This window comes from Shouchella patagoniensis (assembly GCF_002019705.1).
Lineage (GTDB): Bacteria > Bacillota > Bacilli > Bacillales > Bacillaceae_D > Shouchella > Shouchella patagoniensis.
In genome coordinates, this window is sequence record NZ_KV917377.1 from 2,368,300 (window position 1) to 2,385,732 (window position 17,433).

A 17,433-nucleotide genomic window follows, 5' to 3' on the forward strand; every position below is an offset into this window, starting at 1 on the left:
CAACAGAGAATGAGCGTCACTAGAGACACATTCCAAGCCATTGTTACCCAATATTTTCATCCCCTTCAAATAGAAAGATCTCTTCAATTTGACAATCTAACAATTGAGAAATTTTATGTGCCAGTACCAAGGAAGGTTTGTATTTTCCATTTTCTAAAGAAATAATCGTTTGTCTTGAAACATGAAGCCGCTCCGACATTGTTTCCTGGGTTAAGCCGAACTCTTTTCGCTTTTCACGTATCAACGATTTTATCGAGTCACCTCTAATGTAAAGTTAACTGTACATAAAGTATACTTTACTTAGTGAATTTAGCAAAGTTTAAATATTCTTTTATTAATGGGCTATGATAATAATCAATTGTCCTATCACGTGGGAAAAAGCAATTTCAATATCGTTCGTACACAAACTACGTTGACAAAACGATTCATTTTCCGATATAGTTGTTACACGAACTAATTAGGAGGACTTCACTTGCTTCATTCTCTTGATGAATCCATTGGTTTTATGACCGCCCAAACACACCGTGCGATGATCCGTCTTCTAACCGCTCATTTGAAAACGTATCAGATCACGCCAGAGCAATGGACCGTCTTAAAACGACTCAACAAACACGGAGATTTAACGCAAAAAGAATTGTCTCAAGTTGCGGAAAAAGACAAAGCAACATTAACACGGATTCTTGACATTCTCGGTCGTAAAAAGCTTATTGAGCGTAAACAGAACAATCAAGACAAGCGGTCATTTTTAGTTGGACTAACTCAAACAGGTGAACAGCTGTATGAAACTGTGAAACCTACAATAGAGAAGTTATTTAGCGAAACGATTGCCGATGGCATTTCCGAAGAAGAGCTTGAGCTGTTTTATGATGTTCTTACACGCCTTAGAGAGAATAGTTCTCGTTCTTATTAACGAAGGAGTTATCAGCATTGAAGATTACACAACGTTATTGTTTTTTTGCCGTCGGCCTTTTTTTTATGGGCTTTGGCATCTCACTCACTGCAAAATCGGAATTAGGTAATTCTCCGATATCGAGTGTTCCTTATGTCCTGAGTTTAGGTTTTCCACTGACTCTTGGAACCTTTACGATTCTTTTATTATCGGTTTTCATTCTCATTCAAGTACTCTTATTAGGAAAAAATTTTCCACCAATCCAGTTCATTCAATTAGCACTTGCTCCTTTACTAGGCATATGCATTGACTTTGGCATGGTGCTTGCTTCATTCATCAAACCAAGTACGCTTCTTGAACAACTGACGCTTCTTTTACTTGGTTGTCTTTTTGTTGCGATTGGTGTTTATATTCAAGTGGAAGCAAAAACAGTAATGAATGCTGGGGAAGCCATTGTAAAAGTATTATCTGAAATAACGAAGATTGAATTTGGCACGATGAAAATGATCTTTGATTGGTCACTCGTTGCTATTGGTGTCTTGTTTTCTTTTCTTTTATTTGGGGAACTACGTGGAATTGGGATTGGGACAATTATTTCCGCTTTCCTCGTTGGATTTTTAATTAAAGGCATTCGCAAACTAATTGGTACAAGACGTTTCCATACAAAAAAGGAGGATGCATAGGCATTCTCCTTTTTGTTACCCGACAAAGTTGATATCTACCAAGAAAAAATGAATCCTCTTCAGACTAGGATTGAGTGATTCGAGTGACGACAACCATTCATCTAACAGGGAATCTCCGCTTTCCCCAGCCAGTCTCCACACTTTTCTCTTGCATCTCCACTTTCAGCTCGTAATTCTCCGCATCACGCACTGAATCTCCCCTTTCCTTAGCCAATCTCCACATTTTATGTTCCAATCCATACAAAAAAGGAGAATACATAGGCATTCTCCTTACGCTTTTATTCCTCGCCAATAGACAGCCCAGACCGTTTCTAAGTGTCGTTCAACTTCTTCCAACGTATAAAACGTTGTTTCATTTGCCAGACCATCAATCAAATAAAAATACGTATGCGCGATATTTGCTGCATCAAGCTCATTCGTTATTTCATTCGCCTCTTGTCCGCGAGCAATCACCTCTTCAACAATTGCCCTTGCTTGCTTATCGCTTTCTTCGGCACTTGTAGCAAGCTGCTCTTCAAGACCTTGGGGAGGATACTGAATAAACCGATTATAAAACTGAAGACTTGTATCATTTTGGGCGAGGTCTTGTAAGTGTATTTTCATTGAGTTGAATAGCAACGTCTCAATATTGTTTGACTCAGACTCGAGTGAAGTTTTTACAAACTCCACATATTCATCAGCCATTTTTTTATTAATATCTATAAACAATGCTTCTTTGCTTTTATAGTGAGCATACAACGAAGGTTTCTTAATGCCAACCTTCTCCGCGATTTTTGCCATCGATGTTCCTTCATAGCCATTCACTGCAAAAAGTTCCATACTCTCTGCTAAAATTTTCTCTTTTGTGTGCATCACGTACTCCTTTACAACAAAATCAATCTACGTTATAATCCTCTAACGACCGATCGGTAGGTTTTATTTATTGTAACTTTTTTTCTGCTATATGTAAAGGGACTCTCACGCCACTTTACCCTACCTATCGTTAGGTTTTACATTATTTTATGGGATCTGGTCACACTATTTTGAAGCGATATCGATCCTTAGAGGAGAAACAAACGATATGGAACAACACTCTTTATTCAAAAATCGCACATTCGTGCTTCTACTAATTGCTGGTGTCTTTGCCGTTGTTGGTTTCAGCATGTTCCTGACAACAACAACTTGGTACGTTGTCACAATACTAGGCTCTGCCAGTTCACTTGGTCTCGTCCTTATTGCAGCAACAGTGCCCCGATTACTAATGATGGCTTTTGGTGGAGTACTTGCGGATAAATATAAAAAAACAACCATCATGTTTGGAACGAATTTGTTGCAAGCAGTGCTCTTATTTTCAATTTACTTGCTTGTTGATACAGATACAATGACACTTGGTATTTTGCTTGGACTAGCAGGACTATTCGGTATGCTGGACGCATTTTTTGGACCAGCCAGTTCTTCGATGATTCCAAAGATCGTCGAAAAATCGCAGCTCCAACAAGCCAATGCTTATTTCCAAGGGGTCGACCAAGTATCTTTTATTGCCGGCCCAGTCATCGCTGGTCTCATCATGGAAACAAATACAATTTCCACAAGTTATTTGGTTGCAATGATCCTTGTCCTTTTATCAGCAGTCGTGATATTCCCACCGTTTATTAAAGAGGCGCCTGTAGAAAACAAAGTTGTTCAAAGTCCGTTAAACGATTTACGAGAAGGATTTTTTTATATTCGCAACTCCCATTTTCTGTTAACAGGCTTAGTTGTCTTAATTACCTTGAACTTCTTTGTGTTTGGTGCGCTTCATATCGCCATTCCATTGCTCGTTGATTTACATGGCGGAACACCAATTAACTTAAGTTATATGGAAGTGAGCCTCGGTTTAGGAATGGTCACGAGTACAGTACTGCTAAGTTTTGTCCAAATTAAGCGAAGAGGGTTCACTTCTCTCCTTGGTTTATTTGCGTCATTAGCAGCTTTACTCGTCTTTAGTTTCGCACCAAACCTGACCTTCTTAACAGCGGTTGTCTTTATCATTGGTTTTTCCATGTCCTTTGTGTTTATTCCATTCTTTACAGCTGCACAGGAAGGGACCGATAGCCGTTTAATGGGACGTGTAATGAGTATCATTTTCCTTGCGATGAACGGATTCGATCCAATTGCTTACGGACTAGTTAGTGCTTTTGTAGCCATCGACATTCCGATTCAGTTGATTCTATTCTGCTTGGCAATCGCAGGACTTGTTATTGCGAGTACAGTCTTTTTTAAAGCAAAATCGTATTTACGCTCATAAGTCTAAGTCGCTTTCTTTAATTGAAAGCGACTTTTTTACTATAGCGCCTAAAGCATACAGAAAAATCCAGTTAGAGTAGCTCTAACTGGATTACTCATATTCAATCGTATCTAGTCCCAATCACGGGCCGGTTTGTACCCAGAATGATGAAGAAAGTGTTTGACGGTTTCATCACTAAGACCGTTTAACGAAATGTTTTTTTCTAACGCAAGAATATGCATATGCGCTGTGTACTCCAACGTTTGTAAAGCTGTCCGAGCTTCCTTAATATTCACATCACAAACAATAATGCCATGATTCTCGAGTAAAAAGATATTGGCTTTTTTCGCACTTTCTTTAACCGCTTGAGCAAGCTCCCTACTCCCAGGTTGGTAAAATGGGATTCGCTCGATACGTTCCAAATAATACATTGATTCAACAAAATAATTCGAAGGTATTTGTAAATTGGAATTGGCAATAAATGTGCTATAAAAAGGAGATGCGTGAAGAACGGCATTGATTTCTGGACGTTCCTCATAAATTCCTTCATGCATTAAAAACTCTTTCGATGGTTTCTTCCCCGCCAAATGTTCTCCATCTTTACAATAAGAGAAATCATCTAGTTCCAATTCGCCCAAATAGGTTCCTGTAGCCGATATAAAATAACCGTCTTCACACCTAGCGCTAATGTTTCCGGCGGTACCCCATGCGAGGTTTTTATCCATCATAAATTTACCGGTCTTCTGTAGATCCAATAATATGGCATGATTGTTCATTTTGTTCACTCCTTTTATGCGTTTTTACTTCATCCATTGAACCACTGTGGTTGTGATCGAAGGAATAAACGTAATAATTAACAAGCAAATAAGAACAGCGATATATAACGGTATAAGGCTAATCGTCAATTTATCCATTCGCAGTTTCCCTATTTTAGAAACCACAAACAAGTTTAGACCTAGAGGTGGGGTAACCATACCAATGGCAAGAGTGACAATCATCACAATACCAAAGTGAACCGGATCTATTCCTAATTCAGAAGCTACAGGTACTAAAATTGGAGCGAGAATGATAATCGACGCATTCGTTTCCATAAACATACCGACTAAAAGTAGTAATAAAACAACAATCCCTAAAAAGATAAATGGATTTTCTGATATTGAAGTAATAATACCTGCCACCTGTTGCGGAACGTTTTCTATCGTCAAAATCCAACTAAATAGTCCTGCTGTGGCAAGGATTAGCATAATAGTCGACGTTGTAATTGAGGCTTGTGAAAGGATCGTTTTAAATGTACTTATATTGATTGCTCGATAAACAAACACACCTACAATAAATGCATAAGCTACAGCTACACCTGCGGCTTCTGTTGCCGTAAACAGCCCTGTATAAATTCCACCTAAAATGATTACTGGCATGATGATTGCTGGAATCGCTTTTACAAAGGCTACTCCTATTTCTTTTCCGCTTTTCTTTTCTTCTTTAGAGTAATTACGTTTCTTTGAAAGGATATACACGGTTATAATAAGCCCGATCCCGATTATGATCCCAGGTACCATACCGGCGATAAATAAGTCTCCTATGGATGCCCCAACCGCTGTGCCGTAAAGGATTAACGGGATACTTGGTGGCATAATAATTCCAAGAGTCCCTGAAACAGCTTGTACACCTCCAGCAAACTCTTTGTCATACCCACGAGTGATCATTGCTGGTATTAAAATTGCTCCAAGAGCTGCCGTTGCGGCTACACTTGAACCAGATATCGCCGCGAAAAACATTGTTGTAACAATGGTAACAACAGCTAATCCACCAGTCAGATGCCCTGTAAGAGCATTAGCTAAGTTAATCAACCTCTGCGATATTCCTCCGTATTCCATTATGACCCCAGCTAAGATGAACAAAGGGATTGCAAGTAACGGAAACGAATCCAAAGATACGAATGCTCTTTGTGCTAACGTCAATAAAGAGATATCGCCAGCAACCATCATTGCAAGACTAGTTGATAAACCGAGTGCGATGGCAACAGGTACACCGATTAAAAATAACGTTATCAACGATACGAGTAACACCATAATCATTGGTCTTCACCAACTATTCTATCTATATGTTTATTGCCATTGCTCGGGCTTATCAATAAAGCTATAATGTTCGCTAACATGACAAGTGCACCAAGCGGGATGGCCGCATAAGCCCAAGCCATTGAGTATTGTAAGGTCGGAGTAGACTGGTCTACAACCATATACGTTAGTTGACTTCCGTAATATACCAACAACAGACAAAAGAGGGCGCTGATCCATAAAATCATTTTTTGTAAACGTTCCTTATTCTTTTGCTTGATAACATCTAATAAAAAATCAATCGCAATATGCTGGTTGTAACGCATCGCTAGTCCTGACCCTAAAAAAACAATATATATCATTAAGTATCGAGCAATTTCTTCCGTCCAACTAAGAGGAACATTAATGACAAAACGGGTTGTCACTTGTAAAACAACCAATAAAGCTAAAATCACAAGCATGATTGATACCAAATATTTAATCCCATTATTTAAGCTGTCAATGATTTTGATATACGTATTCATCGGTCTTACTCCCTCATACTTTGTATCGTGTCATAGAGATCTCTACCGTACTTGTCCGCTAATCTCTCATTCACGTCTTGAACCGCATCTCTAAACGGCTCTTGGTCGACTTCAATTACTTCAACCCCTTCATCAACCATCAATTGAAGTGCCGCTTCCTCTTCAGAGAAAACGATTTCATTTTGGTACATACGAGCCTCTTCTGCTGCTTCTAATACGGCACCTCTCTCACTTTCCGTTAAATCTTCAAATGTCTTTTCACTCATGAGTAACTGAACGTACCCAAATACATGATCTGTCATCACAAGATAATCCTGTACTTCATGAATACGGGCACTTGCAGTAAACTCAATTGGATTCTCTTGAGCATCAATTACCCCTGTCTGCAAAGACGAATACACTTCCCCAAAGTTCATCGGAGTTGGACTTGCCCCCATTGCTTTCCATCCTTCCACTGAAGCTTCAATATTCGGAACTCGAATCTTTGTCCCTCTCAAATCTTCAGGAGATTCAACAAGCTTGTTGGTCGTTAGTTCTCTCGGTCCACGCAACCAAAACTCAAGTCCTCGCACACCTGTCTCTTCTAATGTTTCATTTTGTAATCGCTTTCCATCTTCACCATAAACAAATTCTTCTAAATGATCCAAATCTTCAAATAAGTAAGGAAGCTCTAAGATTGAGTACGGCTCATGGAAGTTTGACATGACGCCTGCAACTAAAGCAAAATCAACCGATCCTATTTGCATTCCTTCTACTAAATCTCGGTCAGCTCCTAAAGTAGAGCTTGGATATACCTCTACTTTAACGGAGCCTTCCGTTTTTTCATTAACTAATTCTGCAAACCGCAGTGATCCTTTATGCCAAGCATTTGACTCACTTTGAATATGCCCTAACCTTAGTAAGGTCGGTTCCTTTTCCGCAGATGAACTTTGGTTACAAGCTGCAAGCATTAAAGCAACAACCGAAATTGGTATGAAACTCTTTCCTATTTTCACTATTACTCCTCCTGTTCAAAAGAAACGATGACTTTTACGGAGTGATCCTGTTTTTTATCAACCATTTCAAACCCTCGGCCCGCTTGTTTATAAGACAACTTATGAGAAATGACCTTATCTACATCGAGTTCACCTTTAGCGATAATCTCTAATGCTTGTTCACTATCAGGTCGATTGTACGTCATACATCCAACGACTTCTTTTTCATTCTGTTGAAGTTGTTCGATATCAATAGATTGCTCACCATGGAACATCGCTACCGTTACAACTCTTCCACCTTTTTTTAATAGATTCAGTGCATCATTTAAAATTCCTGGTACACCAGCTGTAATAAAGACTTTATCAAATGAACCATTAAAGGTTGCTTTTGCTTCTTTCATCCACGTTGGATTGTCTTTAAGGTTAACCACAGCTGAAGCACCCATGTCTTTAGCAACGTCAAGCGAGTATTCAAGTACATCTGTAACCATCACATCATTCACACCCCTGGCTTTAACCGCAATTAAAGTAAGTAAGCCAATTGGGCCTGCACCTAATATTGCTACGCGATCCGTTGATTGAACATCCCCTTTAAAAGCAGCATGAACACCAACTGCTAATGGTTCTACAAGGACGCCTTGATCATAGCTAACGGATTCTGGTAAAGCAATCACTTGAGCCTCAGGTGAAACGAAATACTCGGCCATCGTCCCTAACCAATCGCCCATTCCTGGAGCTAACCGTTTATCGGAATAATTGACATTACCTGTGAAGACACCTTCACTCTCACCCGTACCTATTTGCGGCTCAACGGTAACACGATCACCAACTTGAAACTTCGTCACAGCACCCCCTATCTTAACGACTTCACCAGCCACTTCATGGCCGATGACGACAGGTGGTTTACGAAAAGGGTGAAGCCCCTTATACGTATGAATGTCTGATCCACAAATACCAGCAACAGCAACTTTGATAAGCACTTCATCTTTCTTAACTACTGGTATTTCAATTTCTTGAATGCTTATTTTCTCTGCATCCTCTACAAATACGGCTTTCACAAATGATCTCTCCCTTTATATACGAACAACCTACTGAAAATACATCATTTTCGACTCAAACAGGTGTTTTTTCATTAGTTCCGAGCATTTCTCATCTCTTGCTTTTAATGCAGCAAGGATTTCCAAGTGCTCTGCGTAAAATTTTTGAACTCTTGTTGGATCTTTCTTTAAATGCCGAAGTGTAATTCGACGCAAATGGTCTTGATAGTTTAATAAAATTTTCGTAATCTCACTATTTCCACTGAATTCACTAATAGCAAGGTGAAATTCATGATCAAGTGTAGCAAACTTCTTCACGTCTTTTTCAATAGCTGCCTGTTCTGTAGCGGCTACATTTTCTTCTAACTCTCTAACCTGTTCAACCGATATACGTTGATAAATATCCTGACAGTTAAACGTTTCTAGTGCGATTCTCAAATTATAAATATCATTAATCCGCTCAATCGATATATCAATGACAATAATTCCTTGTTTGGAAGAAACACTCACAAATCCTTCAGACTCCAAACGAACGAGTGCATTCTTAATTGGTGTCTTACTCATGCCTAACTCATCAATTAATGTTCGTTCAGAGAGAAATTGTCCCGCCTCATAATATTCTTCAAGAATTTTTTCTTTGATTTTTTCATAAGCAACGTCTTTTAATAACATATTCTTGTTCATTCCTTTTATTTAATTAGAGCCGGATTGAAAGACTTTATTAAAAAACGCTGGACCGCCTAGCTGCCCACTTTTCAATGCAATCTCTAATCCATCATATTTAGCGCTCTCTGAATATGCTAAACATAAAGGAGCTCCTGGCGCAATAGAATCTAATACTTCTAGGCCATAGATATCGAGATTAGAAGTTACAAAACCAGATGTATCGCCACCAGAAATGATGACTCTACGGATATCTACCTTGTCCAAAACTTGTTTTGTCCAAATCCCTAACATTTCTCCGATATATCTACCAATTTGATCTTTCGGCACACCGTTTTCGATTAAATGCTTTTTTGTATTTAAAATAATTGGATCATCTGCACCTTTGGCTGTATAGATGACGACTCGTTTCTTTTCTTCGATCTGTTGTGCAATCGTCTCTAAAAATTGTCCTGCCTTCACTTCATCCGTATATAACTCGCATGGAATTTGAACCAAATGAAAACCCGCTTTTTCAGCTTCATCAAGTTGCATTTTTGTTACTTCGGAGACGCTCCCTGAAACAGCAAAGAGCTTCTCAGCCTTACTTGGGTTAACAACCCGATCCATTTGATCCATTTTGTTTTTGTGTTTCATCATATCTCCAAGCGCGTATTCAATTCCAGATGATCCAACCAAAAATTGTGCTTGGTCGCTTCTTTTTTCCCAGAGCATTTCTGAAAACTTTTTAATATGTGTATCATTCATTGCATCAAACAGTGTGATTCCACTTGACTTTTCTTCTTCTTCAATCAATTCAATAGCCGTTTTCGTTTCTAAGTCACGCACAGTTACCTTGGTCACTTTTTGATTTGTCTGCTCTTGTAAATGTTTCGCGAGATCCGCTTCATTCATTGGAGTTACTGGATGCTTGGACATTACAGGGTGCATATCTAATCGATAAACTTCATTATTAAAAACAGCAAAATGATTCCCGAAAATTGTATATCTCCCCAAATTAGGTGCGGCAACTAACAACGGAAAAGTGAAACCATTAAAATAATTTCTCGCTAAATCACTAGCAAAACCAATACTCCCAACTTCTGGAGAAGAATCAAAAGTTGAGCATACTTTATAATGGACAAAATAAGGATTAAGCGTTTTTAAAAATTCATAAATAGGCAATAATTCTTCTTTCATTCCATCTAAACCTTTTGCTCTCGCGGTTCCAGCTATCCCAATACAATCAACATTCCTAAAACGGTTTAACAATTCTTTATTAGGAATTCTTAAGAAAAGAATTGTCTTCAACCCATAACGATCGAGAGCTTCCATTGCATCCGTAGACCCAGTGAAATCGTCCCCATAAAACCCTAATAAATATCTTTTCAACTCATTCACCACCATCGAAATCTAACTTAGATCTAAGTTGTATCTGAATAGATCGTACCAACAACATTTTTGTATGTCAATATAAAAATAAAAGCGATTTCATAAAAGACGTTACCTCTCCTATTCTTTTCTACTTTAAAATCATCGCGTATACCTCCGTTTTTCGATCACACATAAATGACTCTTAAAAATAAAGGCTTTATCCAATTTCTTCACGATTGAAACCCCTACCATTTTTCAGAATCCACTTGACATTCACTCATTTGCATATGATAATCTGTTTACGAAAACGTTTACGTAAAGGTGGGGAGCAGGTGAACAAACCTACGATAAAAGACGTTGCTAAAGAAGCAAACGTTTCTATTGCCACCGTTTCCCGTATTATTAATAACGGAGTAGGCTACTCTGCCAAAACAAAAGACCTTGTTATGCAAACGGTTCAAAAAATGGGTTACTCCCCAAATGCGATTGCTCGCGGGCTTATTAACAAGCAAAGCAATACGATTGGTGTGCTTATGCCCGAATTATCAGGACTCGTTAGCGCAGAGATTTTACACGGCATTGAAAAAGCTGCCCATAGTCAGGGCCAGAGTGTGATTGTTTGCAACACAGCATCTGTAGGAGGGCAGACACTCGATTATTTAAAACTGCTCCAGGAAAAGCAGGTTGACGGTGTTCTTTTCACAAGCCAATTTCTTACGCATGAATATGCCGATTTTATAAAGAAAATGGGCGTACCAGTGATCACGATTTCTGCCTATTCAGAAGACAGAGCCACCCCTGCTGTACGGGTGGATGATGAAACAGCCGCTTACGATGCCGTTAAATACTTACTGCAACAAGGGCACAGTGAAATCGGGATGATTAGTGGTTCACCTGGAGATAGACTTGCCGGAGCTCCCCGTATCGAGGGTTATAAAAAAGCGTTACACGACGAAGGCATTCCTTTTGATAAGACAAAAGTCGTTTGGCGAAACGGCTTTTACTTTGAAGACGGGCGAGAAGCATGTTCTCAACTACTGAATGAACACCCTACGATTACGGCTCTATTCGCTGCTAGTGACGAGCTTGCCGTCGGTGCCATGACATCTGCAGCTGAACAAGGTATTCAAGTTCCCGATCAGCTTTCAATCATTGGTTATGATGGGACGAAATTAAGCGCTATGGTTCTTCCACCATTAACAACTGTATCGCAAAATTTTATTGAAATGGGCGAGACAGCTGCTACTTTACTACTTGATTCCATTCAAACCGGAGTCACTAGTAAAGGGGCAACTATACAACATCAAATTATTGAACGGAAATCAGTGAGGAAACTCTAGTTTCCTTGTTTTTTTGGACCGTTACGTAAACGCTTACGTAAATGTATTTTCCATCTAATTATAAGCTTGTTGGTATGACTTTTCGTTTTATGAAATCGTTCTCTTATTTAACAAAACGACCTAGGAAGGTGTTATTTATGAAATGGATCGCGTCTCTCTCGATTGTTTCTACTTTATTGTTTGTTGCTGGCTGTTCCAATCATCAAGCCGATGATGGAAAAGTGGAACTTGAATTGTTTTCAAATAAGGCAGAAAACATCGGTACGTATCAAAAACTAATTGAACGATTTGAAGCTGAACATGACGATATTTCAATTAACCTGTATGCGCCACCAGATGCGGAAACATTACTCCGCACACGGCTTGTCAAAGATGACATGCCAGATATGTTAGCAATTGGCGGTAGCGCCATTTATGCAGAACTTTCTCAAGCTGGCATTCTTGTTGATTACAGTGGCGATCCGATGCTTAATGGAATTCAAGATGCTTATTTATCAATGATTTCTGAATTGGAAGGTCCCGAACAGACAGGAATCCACGGTGTACCATTTGCCGCAAATGCCAATACAGTCATATACAACAAACAAAAACTAGATGAACTTAACCTTGAAGTCCCAAAAACATGGGATGATTTCATCTATGCACTTGAAACAGCCCAATCAGCTGGCGAAATTCCTATCTATTTTACATTCCAAGATGCTTGGACAACGATGCCCGTTTGGAATTCTATTTCTGGCGTTTTGCAACCAGAACAGTTCGCAACGAAAAAAACAGAAGGGGCGCTCACATTTGCTCAAACCCACCAGGAAGCAACGGGTAAACTACTGACTTTACTCGACTACGGTCATGATCGTATGTACGGGATTGGCTATGACGATGGCAACCGTGCTTTCGCACAAGGAGAAGGGCTTTTTTACTTCCAAGGAAACTGGGCAGTGCCAGAAATTTTAACAACAAATCCAGACATGGACCTTGGCGTCTTTGCAATGCCCACTACTAACGAACTTGAGGAGAACAAGCTTGTATCAGGGGTGGATGTGTTATTTTCGACACTTAAAGATTCAGAGCATCCAGACGAAGCCGCAGCCTTTATTGAATTTATGTTAGAAGAAGAACAGTCCGAACAGTACATGGCTGAACAAGCGGCATTCTCGGTTCTTGATGGCGTCTTGTCCGATGATCCCTACATGAGTGGAATCCGTGATGACTTTGCTGAAGGATCTATTACTAGTTTCCCAGACCACTTCTATCCGCCTGGCATGGGTGTGGAGAATATGGTCCAAGAATTTATGTATCGTAAAAACGCAGATGATTTCCTCAATCGGCTGGACCGAGAGTGGGATCAAATCCAACTACGGTTTTAGAAAGGGGAAAAGATAATGAAATCTAGACAACGCACTTTTTTGCTTATGACGATACCTGCACTTGTTCTTTTCTTTTTCTTTCATACTTTTCCACTGCTCCAAGGCGTCTTTTACAGCTTTACAAATTGGCGCGGTTACGGCGAATGGGATTTCGTTGGTTTCTCAAACTACTTAAACGTTTTCCAAGACATGCGTGCGTGGAGTGCCTACGGCTTTACTTTCCAATTTGCCATTGTTTCAACAATTTTAGTTAATATCTTTGCATTGCTTATTGCTCTTGGCTTAAATGCCAAGATTAAGTTCCAGAAAACATTAAGAGCCGTTTATTTTCTACCAAATATTTTAAGCATTTTAATTGTCGGCTACATTTTCCAATTTATATTCACACTCTTTCTGCCACAAATCGCTGATTTCTTAGGTATCAACGCACTTGCAACCAATATTCTTGGGAGCCCTGATTATGCCTGGATCGGTGTTGTTATCATGGCTGTATGGCAAGCAACAGCCTTTAATGTCATCTTATACTTAGCTGGACTTCAAACCGTGTCTGAAGACGTATATGAAGCAGCAGCTATTGATGGAGCGCGTCCTTGGCGTAGGTTCTGGAGTATTACGTTTCCGATGATCGCTCCATTCTTCACAATCAATATGGTGTTAGCCTTAAAAAACTTCTTAATGGTTTTTGATCATATTATCGCTTTAACTGGTGGTGGGCCAGGATATGCAACAGAGTCCATCTCTGTTTTAATTTTCCGTGGAGGTTTTGAAGGCAGTCAATTTGGTTATCAATCGGCTAATGCCGTGATTTACTTCATTGTCATTGTCGCCATTTCCATCTTTCAACTTCGCGTTTTACAAAAAAGGGAGGTGCAGCAGTAATGGCGAAGAAACAAAAGAAGAAAAGAAATTGGCTCGTCACGAGCTTGCTCATTCTTGGTTCACTCGTTATTCTTTTTCCACTGTATTTAACAATCAATATTGCCTTAAAAACACCGCAAGAAATGGGTGAACCTTTGTTGTCGCTACCTAACGAATGGCGCTTTCAAAATTTCGCTGATGCGATGGAGCTAACCAATTTCTTTAGCGCGTTCACAAATAGCTTTATTGTTACCACAGCAGTCGTTGTCTTAACTGTGTTAAGCAATTCTCTTGTTTCTTATGCCATTGCCCGCAATATGCATAAAGGCTTTTACAAAGCGCTTTTTTATTATTTTGTTAGTGCCATGTTTGTGCCATTTCCCATTATTATGTTGCCTCTCGTTCGTCAGACGGCGATTTGGAACATGGACAATTTGTTTGGCTTAATCGTGCTTTACATCGTCTTTCAATTATCATTTAACGTATTCATTTATGTTGGCTACATTAAATCGATTCCAGTTGAACTTGAAGAAGCAGCCGTGATGGACGGGGCAAGTTCTTGGGGCATCTTTTGGAAAGTCATCTTTCCACTGCTCGGGCCAATGAATGCGACTGTGGCGATTTTAACTGCTCTATATGCTTGGAATGATTTCCTGCTGCCGCTTGTTATTCTAACAGACCCAGCGGATGCAACTTTGCCATTGACTCAGTACATCTTCCAATCAGAGTTTAGCACCAATTACAATTTGGCCTTTGCTTCTTACTTATTGGCCATGCTCCCGATGATCCTCGTTTATTTAATTGCACAACGTTGGATTATCGGGAATGTGACACGAGGTGCGATCAAGTAAGGGAAAAATGCCGCCCACTTAAACGGGCGGCATTCTTTCCTATTATCTTATTCAACTCATGCACTTCCTCGTTCAATTAATTTCACTTCAATCTCTTCCTGCGAGATTTCCTCTGCAAGTGCCTGCCTGAATGTCTTACGTCCAATTTCACTTAGTTTCATGTCCACTGTTGTTAACTGAAAGATACGGGAAATAGGTTGGTTATCAAAGCCTATAACAGCAAGTTCTGTGCCAATCTGTATCCCTTGTTCTCGTGCTGCCGTAATGGCGCCGCTCGCCACTTGATCACTTGTCAGCATAAGAGCAGTCGGGCGGACGTCTAACTTTGACCACTGCCTAATAAGCTCCACTCCATCTTCAAAATGAAAACAATGACTAAATACATACTCACTCCGGTACGGTTGGTTGATTTCAGTTAAGAAATCACGGTAAGCAGTAGCTCGTTGCACGCTATTTGTCCCTTCAAGCCGACCGATTGAATAGCCAATTTGATCATGTCCTTTTGCATGCAAATACGTAAGGGCTTGTTTAAAAACAGCATAATGGTTTACGTACGTTCCGCTCATCTTCGTATGTAACGTTTTTTCATACAACACAATATTCCCGTATTGGGTATACGGTTCAATTACCTCTAGCTGACACGTTCTCGAACAAATGATGAGCGCGTCCACTTGCCTATACTTAAGCATCTCCAGCGCCTCTACTTCTCGACTTTCTTCATACTTGGTTTGAATAAACACGAGTTTGTAACGACTCTGAAATGCTTCCTCCGCCATCCCCTCAAGAAGAGCAGCGAAATAAGGGCGGTTTGTAAAAGGGACAACCACACCAACCATAAACGTTTTTCCTGTACTTAAATGTACAGCATTAATATTGCGATCGTAGCGATGTTTTTTAATCACTTGTTCCACTGCGTTACGTTTTTCTTCACTCACATAAGGATGCCCGTTTAATACTCTGGAAACGGTTGATACAGAGACATTTGCCTCCTTTGCAATCTGCCGGATATTTGCCATCGGTACAATCGCCTCTTTTCTTCTTGCTCTGAAACGCGTTTCATCTTGTATGCTCATTTTATCAACTCAATAGGAGGAATAAAAATGGTACTTCTAGCTGGTATTGGCTCACTTCTCTTCATGTGCAATTCCATTCTTACACTAACTTATATCGCTTGCAAGGCTAAGCAAACAAAAGATTCGAAAGCAAAAAAACAAGACCCCTTTCACTTCTTATTTGATGTCTAGAAACAACCATCACCTTCTAAGTAAACAAACAGTAGAACCTCCCTTCTACCTGTAAGCGCTCCATTAATCTTCATCTTTTTATTCTTACAAAAGGCTAGACATCCACCTCGTATTGCTGTATCTTTGGTATTCGTTTGCGCGAAATGGATGCGCAGAAAAAAAGGGAGGGATGCTAAAGATGGCTCGCTTAATGAATAATCGAAAACTAATTTTAACCATTTTTATGATGGGGACTTTTGCAGTTGGAATGACGGAATATGTAGTGACAGGTCTCTTAACCGAATTCGCAAGGGATTTAAATGTCAGCGTGTCGACAACGGGGCTTTTGCTTAGTGTCTATGCGATAAGCGTAGCAGTCTTTGGCCCCATCCTACGGATTCTCACCATTAAATATTCACCAAAACCACTTTTGATTGGGCTCGTTTCCCTCTTTATTGTCAGCAATATTGTTGCGGCAACTGCTCCCAATTTCGAGGTGTTATTGTTATCTCGCCTCATGTCAGCAGCCATGCATGCCCCGTTCTTTGGCTTATGTATGTCTATGGCGATTAATTTGTCTGCGCCTGAAAAACGCACAAGCGCGATTGCATCCGTTCAAGGGGGCTTGACGATCGCCGTTATGATCGGTGTTCCATTTGGGTCATATCTTGGCGGTGTACTTGACTGGCGCATGGTCTTTTGGTTCCTCGTTGTCCTTGGAATCATTGTTTTACTCGGTCTAATTACGTTTGTTCCAAACGATAAGCATACAGAGATTCCTCAGCTAAAAAAGGAATTACATGCGTTGCGCAACAGAAATGTGCTATGGGTGTTAGCCATTATCGTATTTGGCTTTTCCGGCGTGTTCACAGCTTATACGTTTAAAGAACCGATGCTCCGAGAGTTTGCTGGATTTGGTGTTACCGGCGTTACATTTGGCCTGTTTGCTTTTGGACTTGGCGCTGTTATTGGCAATTTCGCTTCAGGTCGTGTGCTTCCAAGTAAACTAACAAAAATATTGATGTTTACCTTGATTGGGCTCGCAGCAGTGCTTGCCTCATTAACCTTTCTGTTACAAGTACCTGGTGTTGCATTTCTTATCTGCTTCTTATTTGGCGCAGGTACGTTTGGTACAACACCACTTTTAAATGCAAAAGTCATTTTGGCCGCAAAGGAAGCCCCCATGCTTTCTGGTACAATTGCCGCTTCCATCTTTAATGTAGCGAACGCGATAGGCGCGACACTCGGTACCATCTTCTTAAACGCCGGTTTTAGCTATACAATGATTACGTTTGCAGCAGCAGGCATTATTTTATTCGGTCTCGTGCTCACCATCATTACGAGTTGGGTTGAAGACAAAACCTTATTTGAATAG

19 protein-coding genes are annotated in these 17,433 nt (G+C 40.0%); 9 read left to right on the top strand and 10 right to left on the bottom strand.

Annotated features, from left to right (window positions below; translation table 11 throughout):
• Positions 1 to 43 precede the first annotated feature (43 nt).
• On the bottom strand, positions 44 to 253 hold the full coding sequence (locus tag BK584_RS12595) for a helix-turn-helix transcriptional regulator (protein WP_078392935.1): 210 nt from the start codon (positions 251 to 253) through the stop codon (positions 44 to 46).
• A 219-nt stretch (positions 254 to 472) separates the two neighbouring features.
• Here BK584_RS12595 and BK584_RS12600 point away from each other — a divergent pair, with 219 nt between their 5' ends.
• Both BK584_RS12600 and BK584_RS12605 read left to right on the top strand, forming a co-directional pair.
• Entirely contained in the window at positions 473 to 910 is a 438-nt protein-coding gene (locus tag BK584_RS12600) for a MarR family winged helix-turn-helix transcriptional regulator (protein WP_078392936.1), read from the top strand.
• A gap of 17 nt (positions 911 to 927) precedes the next feature.
• The gene (locus tag BK584_RS12605; protein WP_078392937.1) at positions 928 to 1,572 is read left to right on the top strand and encodes a YczE/YyaS/YitT family protein; all 645 of its coding nucleotides are present in this window, start codon (positions 928 to 930) and stop codon (positions 1,570 to 1,572) included.
• A 270-nt stretch (positions 1,573 to 1,842) separates the two neighbouring features.
• Here BK584_RS12605 and BK584_RS12610 read toward each other — a convergent pair whose 3' ends face one another.
• Entirely contained in the window at positions 1,843 to 2,424 is a 582-nt protein-coding gene (locus tag BK584_RS12610; protein WP_078392938.1) for a TetR/AcrR family transcriptional regulator, read from the bottom strand.
• Positions 2,425 to 2,632: 208 nt separating this feature from the next.
• Here BK584_RS12610 and BK584_RS12615 point away from each other — a divergent pair, with 208 nt between their 5' ends.
• Positions 2,633 to 3,838 (top strand): MFS transporter, encoded by a 1,206-nt coding sequence (locus tag BK584_RS12615; RefSeq protein ID WP_078392939.1) that lies wholly within the window; start codon positions 2,633 to 2,635, stop codon positions 3,836 to 3,838.
• 110 nt (positions 3,839 to 3,948) lie between these two features.
• Here the strand turns inward: BK584_RS12615 and BK584_RS12620 are convergent, their stop codons facing one another.
• Genes BK584_RS12620 through BK584_RS12650 form a run of 7 tightly spaced genes read right to left on the bottom strand, consistent with a single transcriptional unit; the run spans position 3,949 to position 10,449 of the window.
• Positions 3,949 to 4,593, bottom strand: coding sequence for a class II aldolase/adducin family protein (locus BK584_RS12620; protein WP_078392940.1), 645 nt, complete (start codon positions 4,591 to 4,593; stop codon positions 3,949 to 3,951).
• A gap of 24 nt (positions 4,594 to 4,617) precedes the next feature.
• Positions 4,618 to 5,892, bottom strand: a complete 1,275-nt coding sequence (locus tag BK584_RS12625; RefSeq protein ID WP_078392941.1) for a TRAP transporter large permease — start codon at positions 5,890 to 5,892, stop codon at positions 4,618 to 4,620.
• The gene (locus tag BK584_RS12630) at positions 5,889 to 6,395 is read right to left on the bottom strand and encodes a TRAP transporter small permease (protein ID WP_078392942.1); all 507 of its coding nucleotides are present in this window, start codon (positions 6,393 to 6,395) and stop codon (positions 5,889 to 5,891) included. The genes BK584_RS12625 and BK584_RS12630 overlap by 4 nt, the downstream gene beginning before the upstream one ends.
• A gap of 5 nt (positions 6,396 to 6,400) precedes the next feature.
• Entirely contained in the window at positions 6,401 to 7,390 is a 990-nt protein-coding gene (locus BK584_RS12635; protein WP_245808850.1) for a TRAP transporter substrate-binding protein, read from the bottom strand.
• 2 nt (positions 7,391 to 7,392) lie between these two features.
• Complete coding sequence (locus tag BK584_RS12640) at positions 7,393 to 8,427, bottom strand: zinc-dependent alcohol dehydrogenase (RefSeq protein WP_078392943.1); 1,035 nt, start codon at positions 8,425 to 8,427, stop codon at positions 7,393 to 7,395.
• A gap of 30 nt (positions 8,428 to 8,457) precedes the next feature.
• Positions 8,458 to 9,078, bottom strand: coding sequence for a GntR family transcriptional regulator (locus BK584_RS12645; RefSeq protein ID WP_078392944.1), 621 nt, complete (start codon positions 9,076 to 9,078; stop codon positions 8,458 to 8,460).
• Positions 9,079 to 9,099: 21 nt separating this feature from the next.
• Positions 9,100 to 10,449 carry a four-carbon acid sugar kinase family protein gene (locus BK584_RS12650; protein ID WP_437182738.1) on the bottom strand — a complete coding sequence of 450 codons (1,350 nt, stop codon included), beginning with the start codon at positions 10,447 to 10,449 and terminating at the stop codon, positions 9,100 to 9,102.
• 305 nt (positions 10,450 to 10,754) lie between these two features.
• Here BK584_RS12650 and BK584_RS12655 point away from each other — a divergent pair, with 305 nt between their 5' ends.
• The 4 genes from BK584_RS12655 (at position 10,755) to BK584_RS12670 (ending at position 14,835) form a co-directional block, all read left to right on the top strand.
• Positions 10,755 to 11,762, top strand: a complete 1,008-nt coding sequence (locus tag BK584_RS12655; protein WP_180320506.1) for a LacI family DNA-binding transcriptional regulator — start codon at positions 10,755 to 10,757, stop codon at positions 11,760 to 11,762.
• A gap of 137 nt (positions 11,763 to 11,899) precedes the next feature.
• A complete protein-coding gene (locus BK584_RS12660; protein ID WP_078392947.1) occupies positions 11,900 to 13,126 on the top strand; it encodes an ABC transporter substrate-binding protein in 1,227 nt (408 codons plus the stop codon).
• Between the two features lie 15 nt (positions 13,127 to 13,141).
• On the top strand, positions 13,142 to 14,005 hold the full coding sequence (locus BK584_RS12665) for a carbohydrate ABC transporter permease (RefSeq protein ID WP_078392948.1): 864 nt from the start codon (positions 13,142 to 13,144) through the stop codon (positions 14,003 to 14,005).
• Positions 14,005 to 14,835: a carbohydrate ABC transporter permease gene (locus tag BK584_RS12670; RefSeq protein ID WP_078392949.1), complete on the top strand. Its 831-nt coding sequence runs from the start codon at positions 14,005 to 14,007 to the stop codon at positions 14,833 to 14,835. The genes BK584_RS12665 and BK584_RS12670 overlap by 1 nt, the downstream gene beginning before the upstream one ends.
• Positions 14,836 to 14,891: 56 nt before the next feature.
• Here BK584_RS12670 and BK584_RS12675 read toward each other — a convergent pair whose 3' ends face one another.
• Positions 14,892 to 15,908 (bottom strand): LacI family DNA-binding transcriptional regulator, encoded by a 1,017-nt coding sequence (locus tag BK584_RS12675; protein ID WP_367579292.1) that lies wholly within the window; start codon positions 15,906 to 15,908, stop codon positions 14,892 to 14,894.
• Positions 15,909 to 15,935: 27 nt separating this feature from the next.
• On the opposite strand from BK584_RS12675, the gene BK584_RS24640 reads away from it, so the two are divergent.
• Together BK584_RS24640 and BK584_RS12680 are read left to right on the top strand one after the other, a co-directional pair.
• The gene (locus tag BK584_RS24640) at positions 15,936 to 16,079 is read left to right on the top strand and encodes a hypothetical protein (protein ID WP_169871248.1); all 144 of its coding nucleotides are present in this window, start codon (positions 15,936 to 15,938) and stop codon (positions 16,077 to 16,079) included.
• A 190-nt stretch (positions 16,080 to 16,269) separates the two neighbouring features.
• Positions 16,270 to 17,433, top strand: coding sequence for an MFS transporter (locus BK584_RS12680; protein WP_078395584.1), 1,164 nt, complete (start codon positions 16,270 to 16,272; stop codon positions 17,431 to 17,433).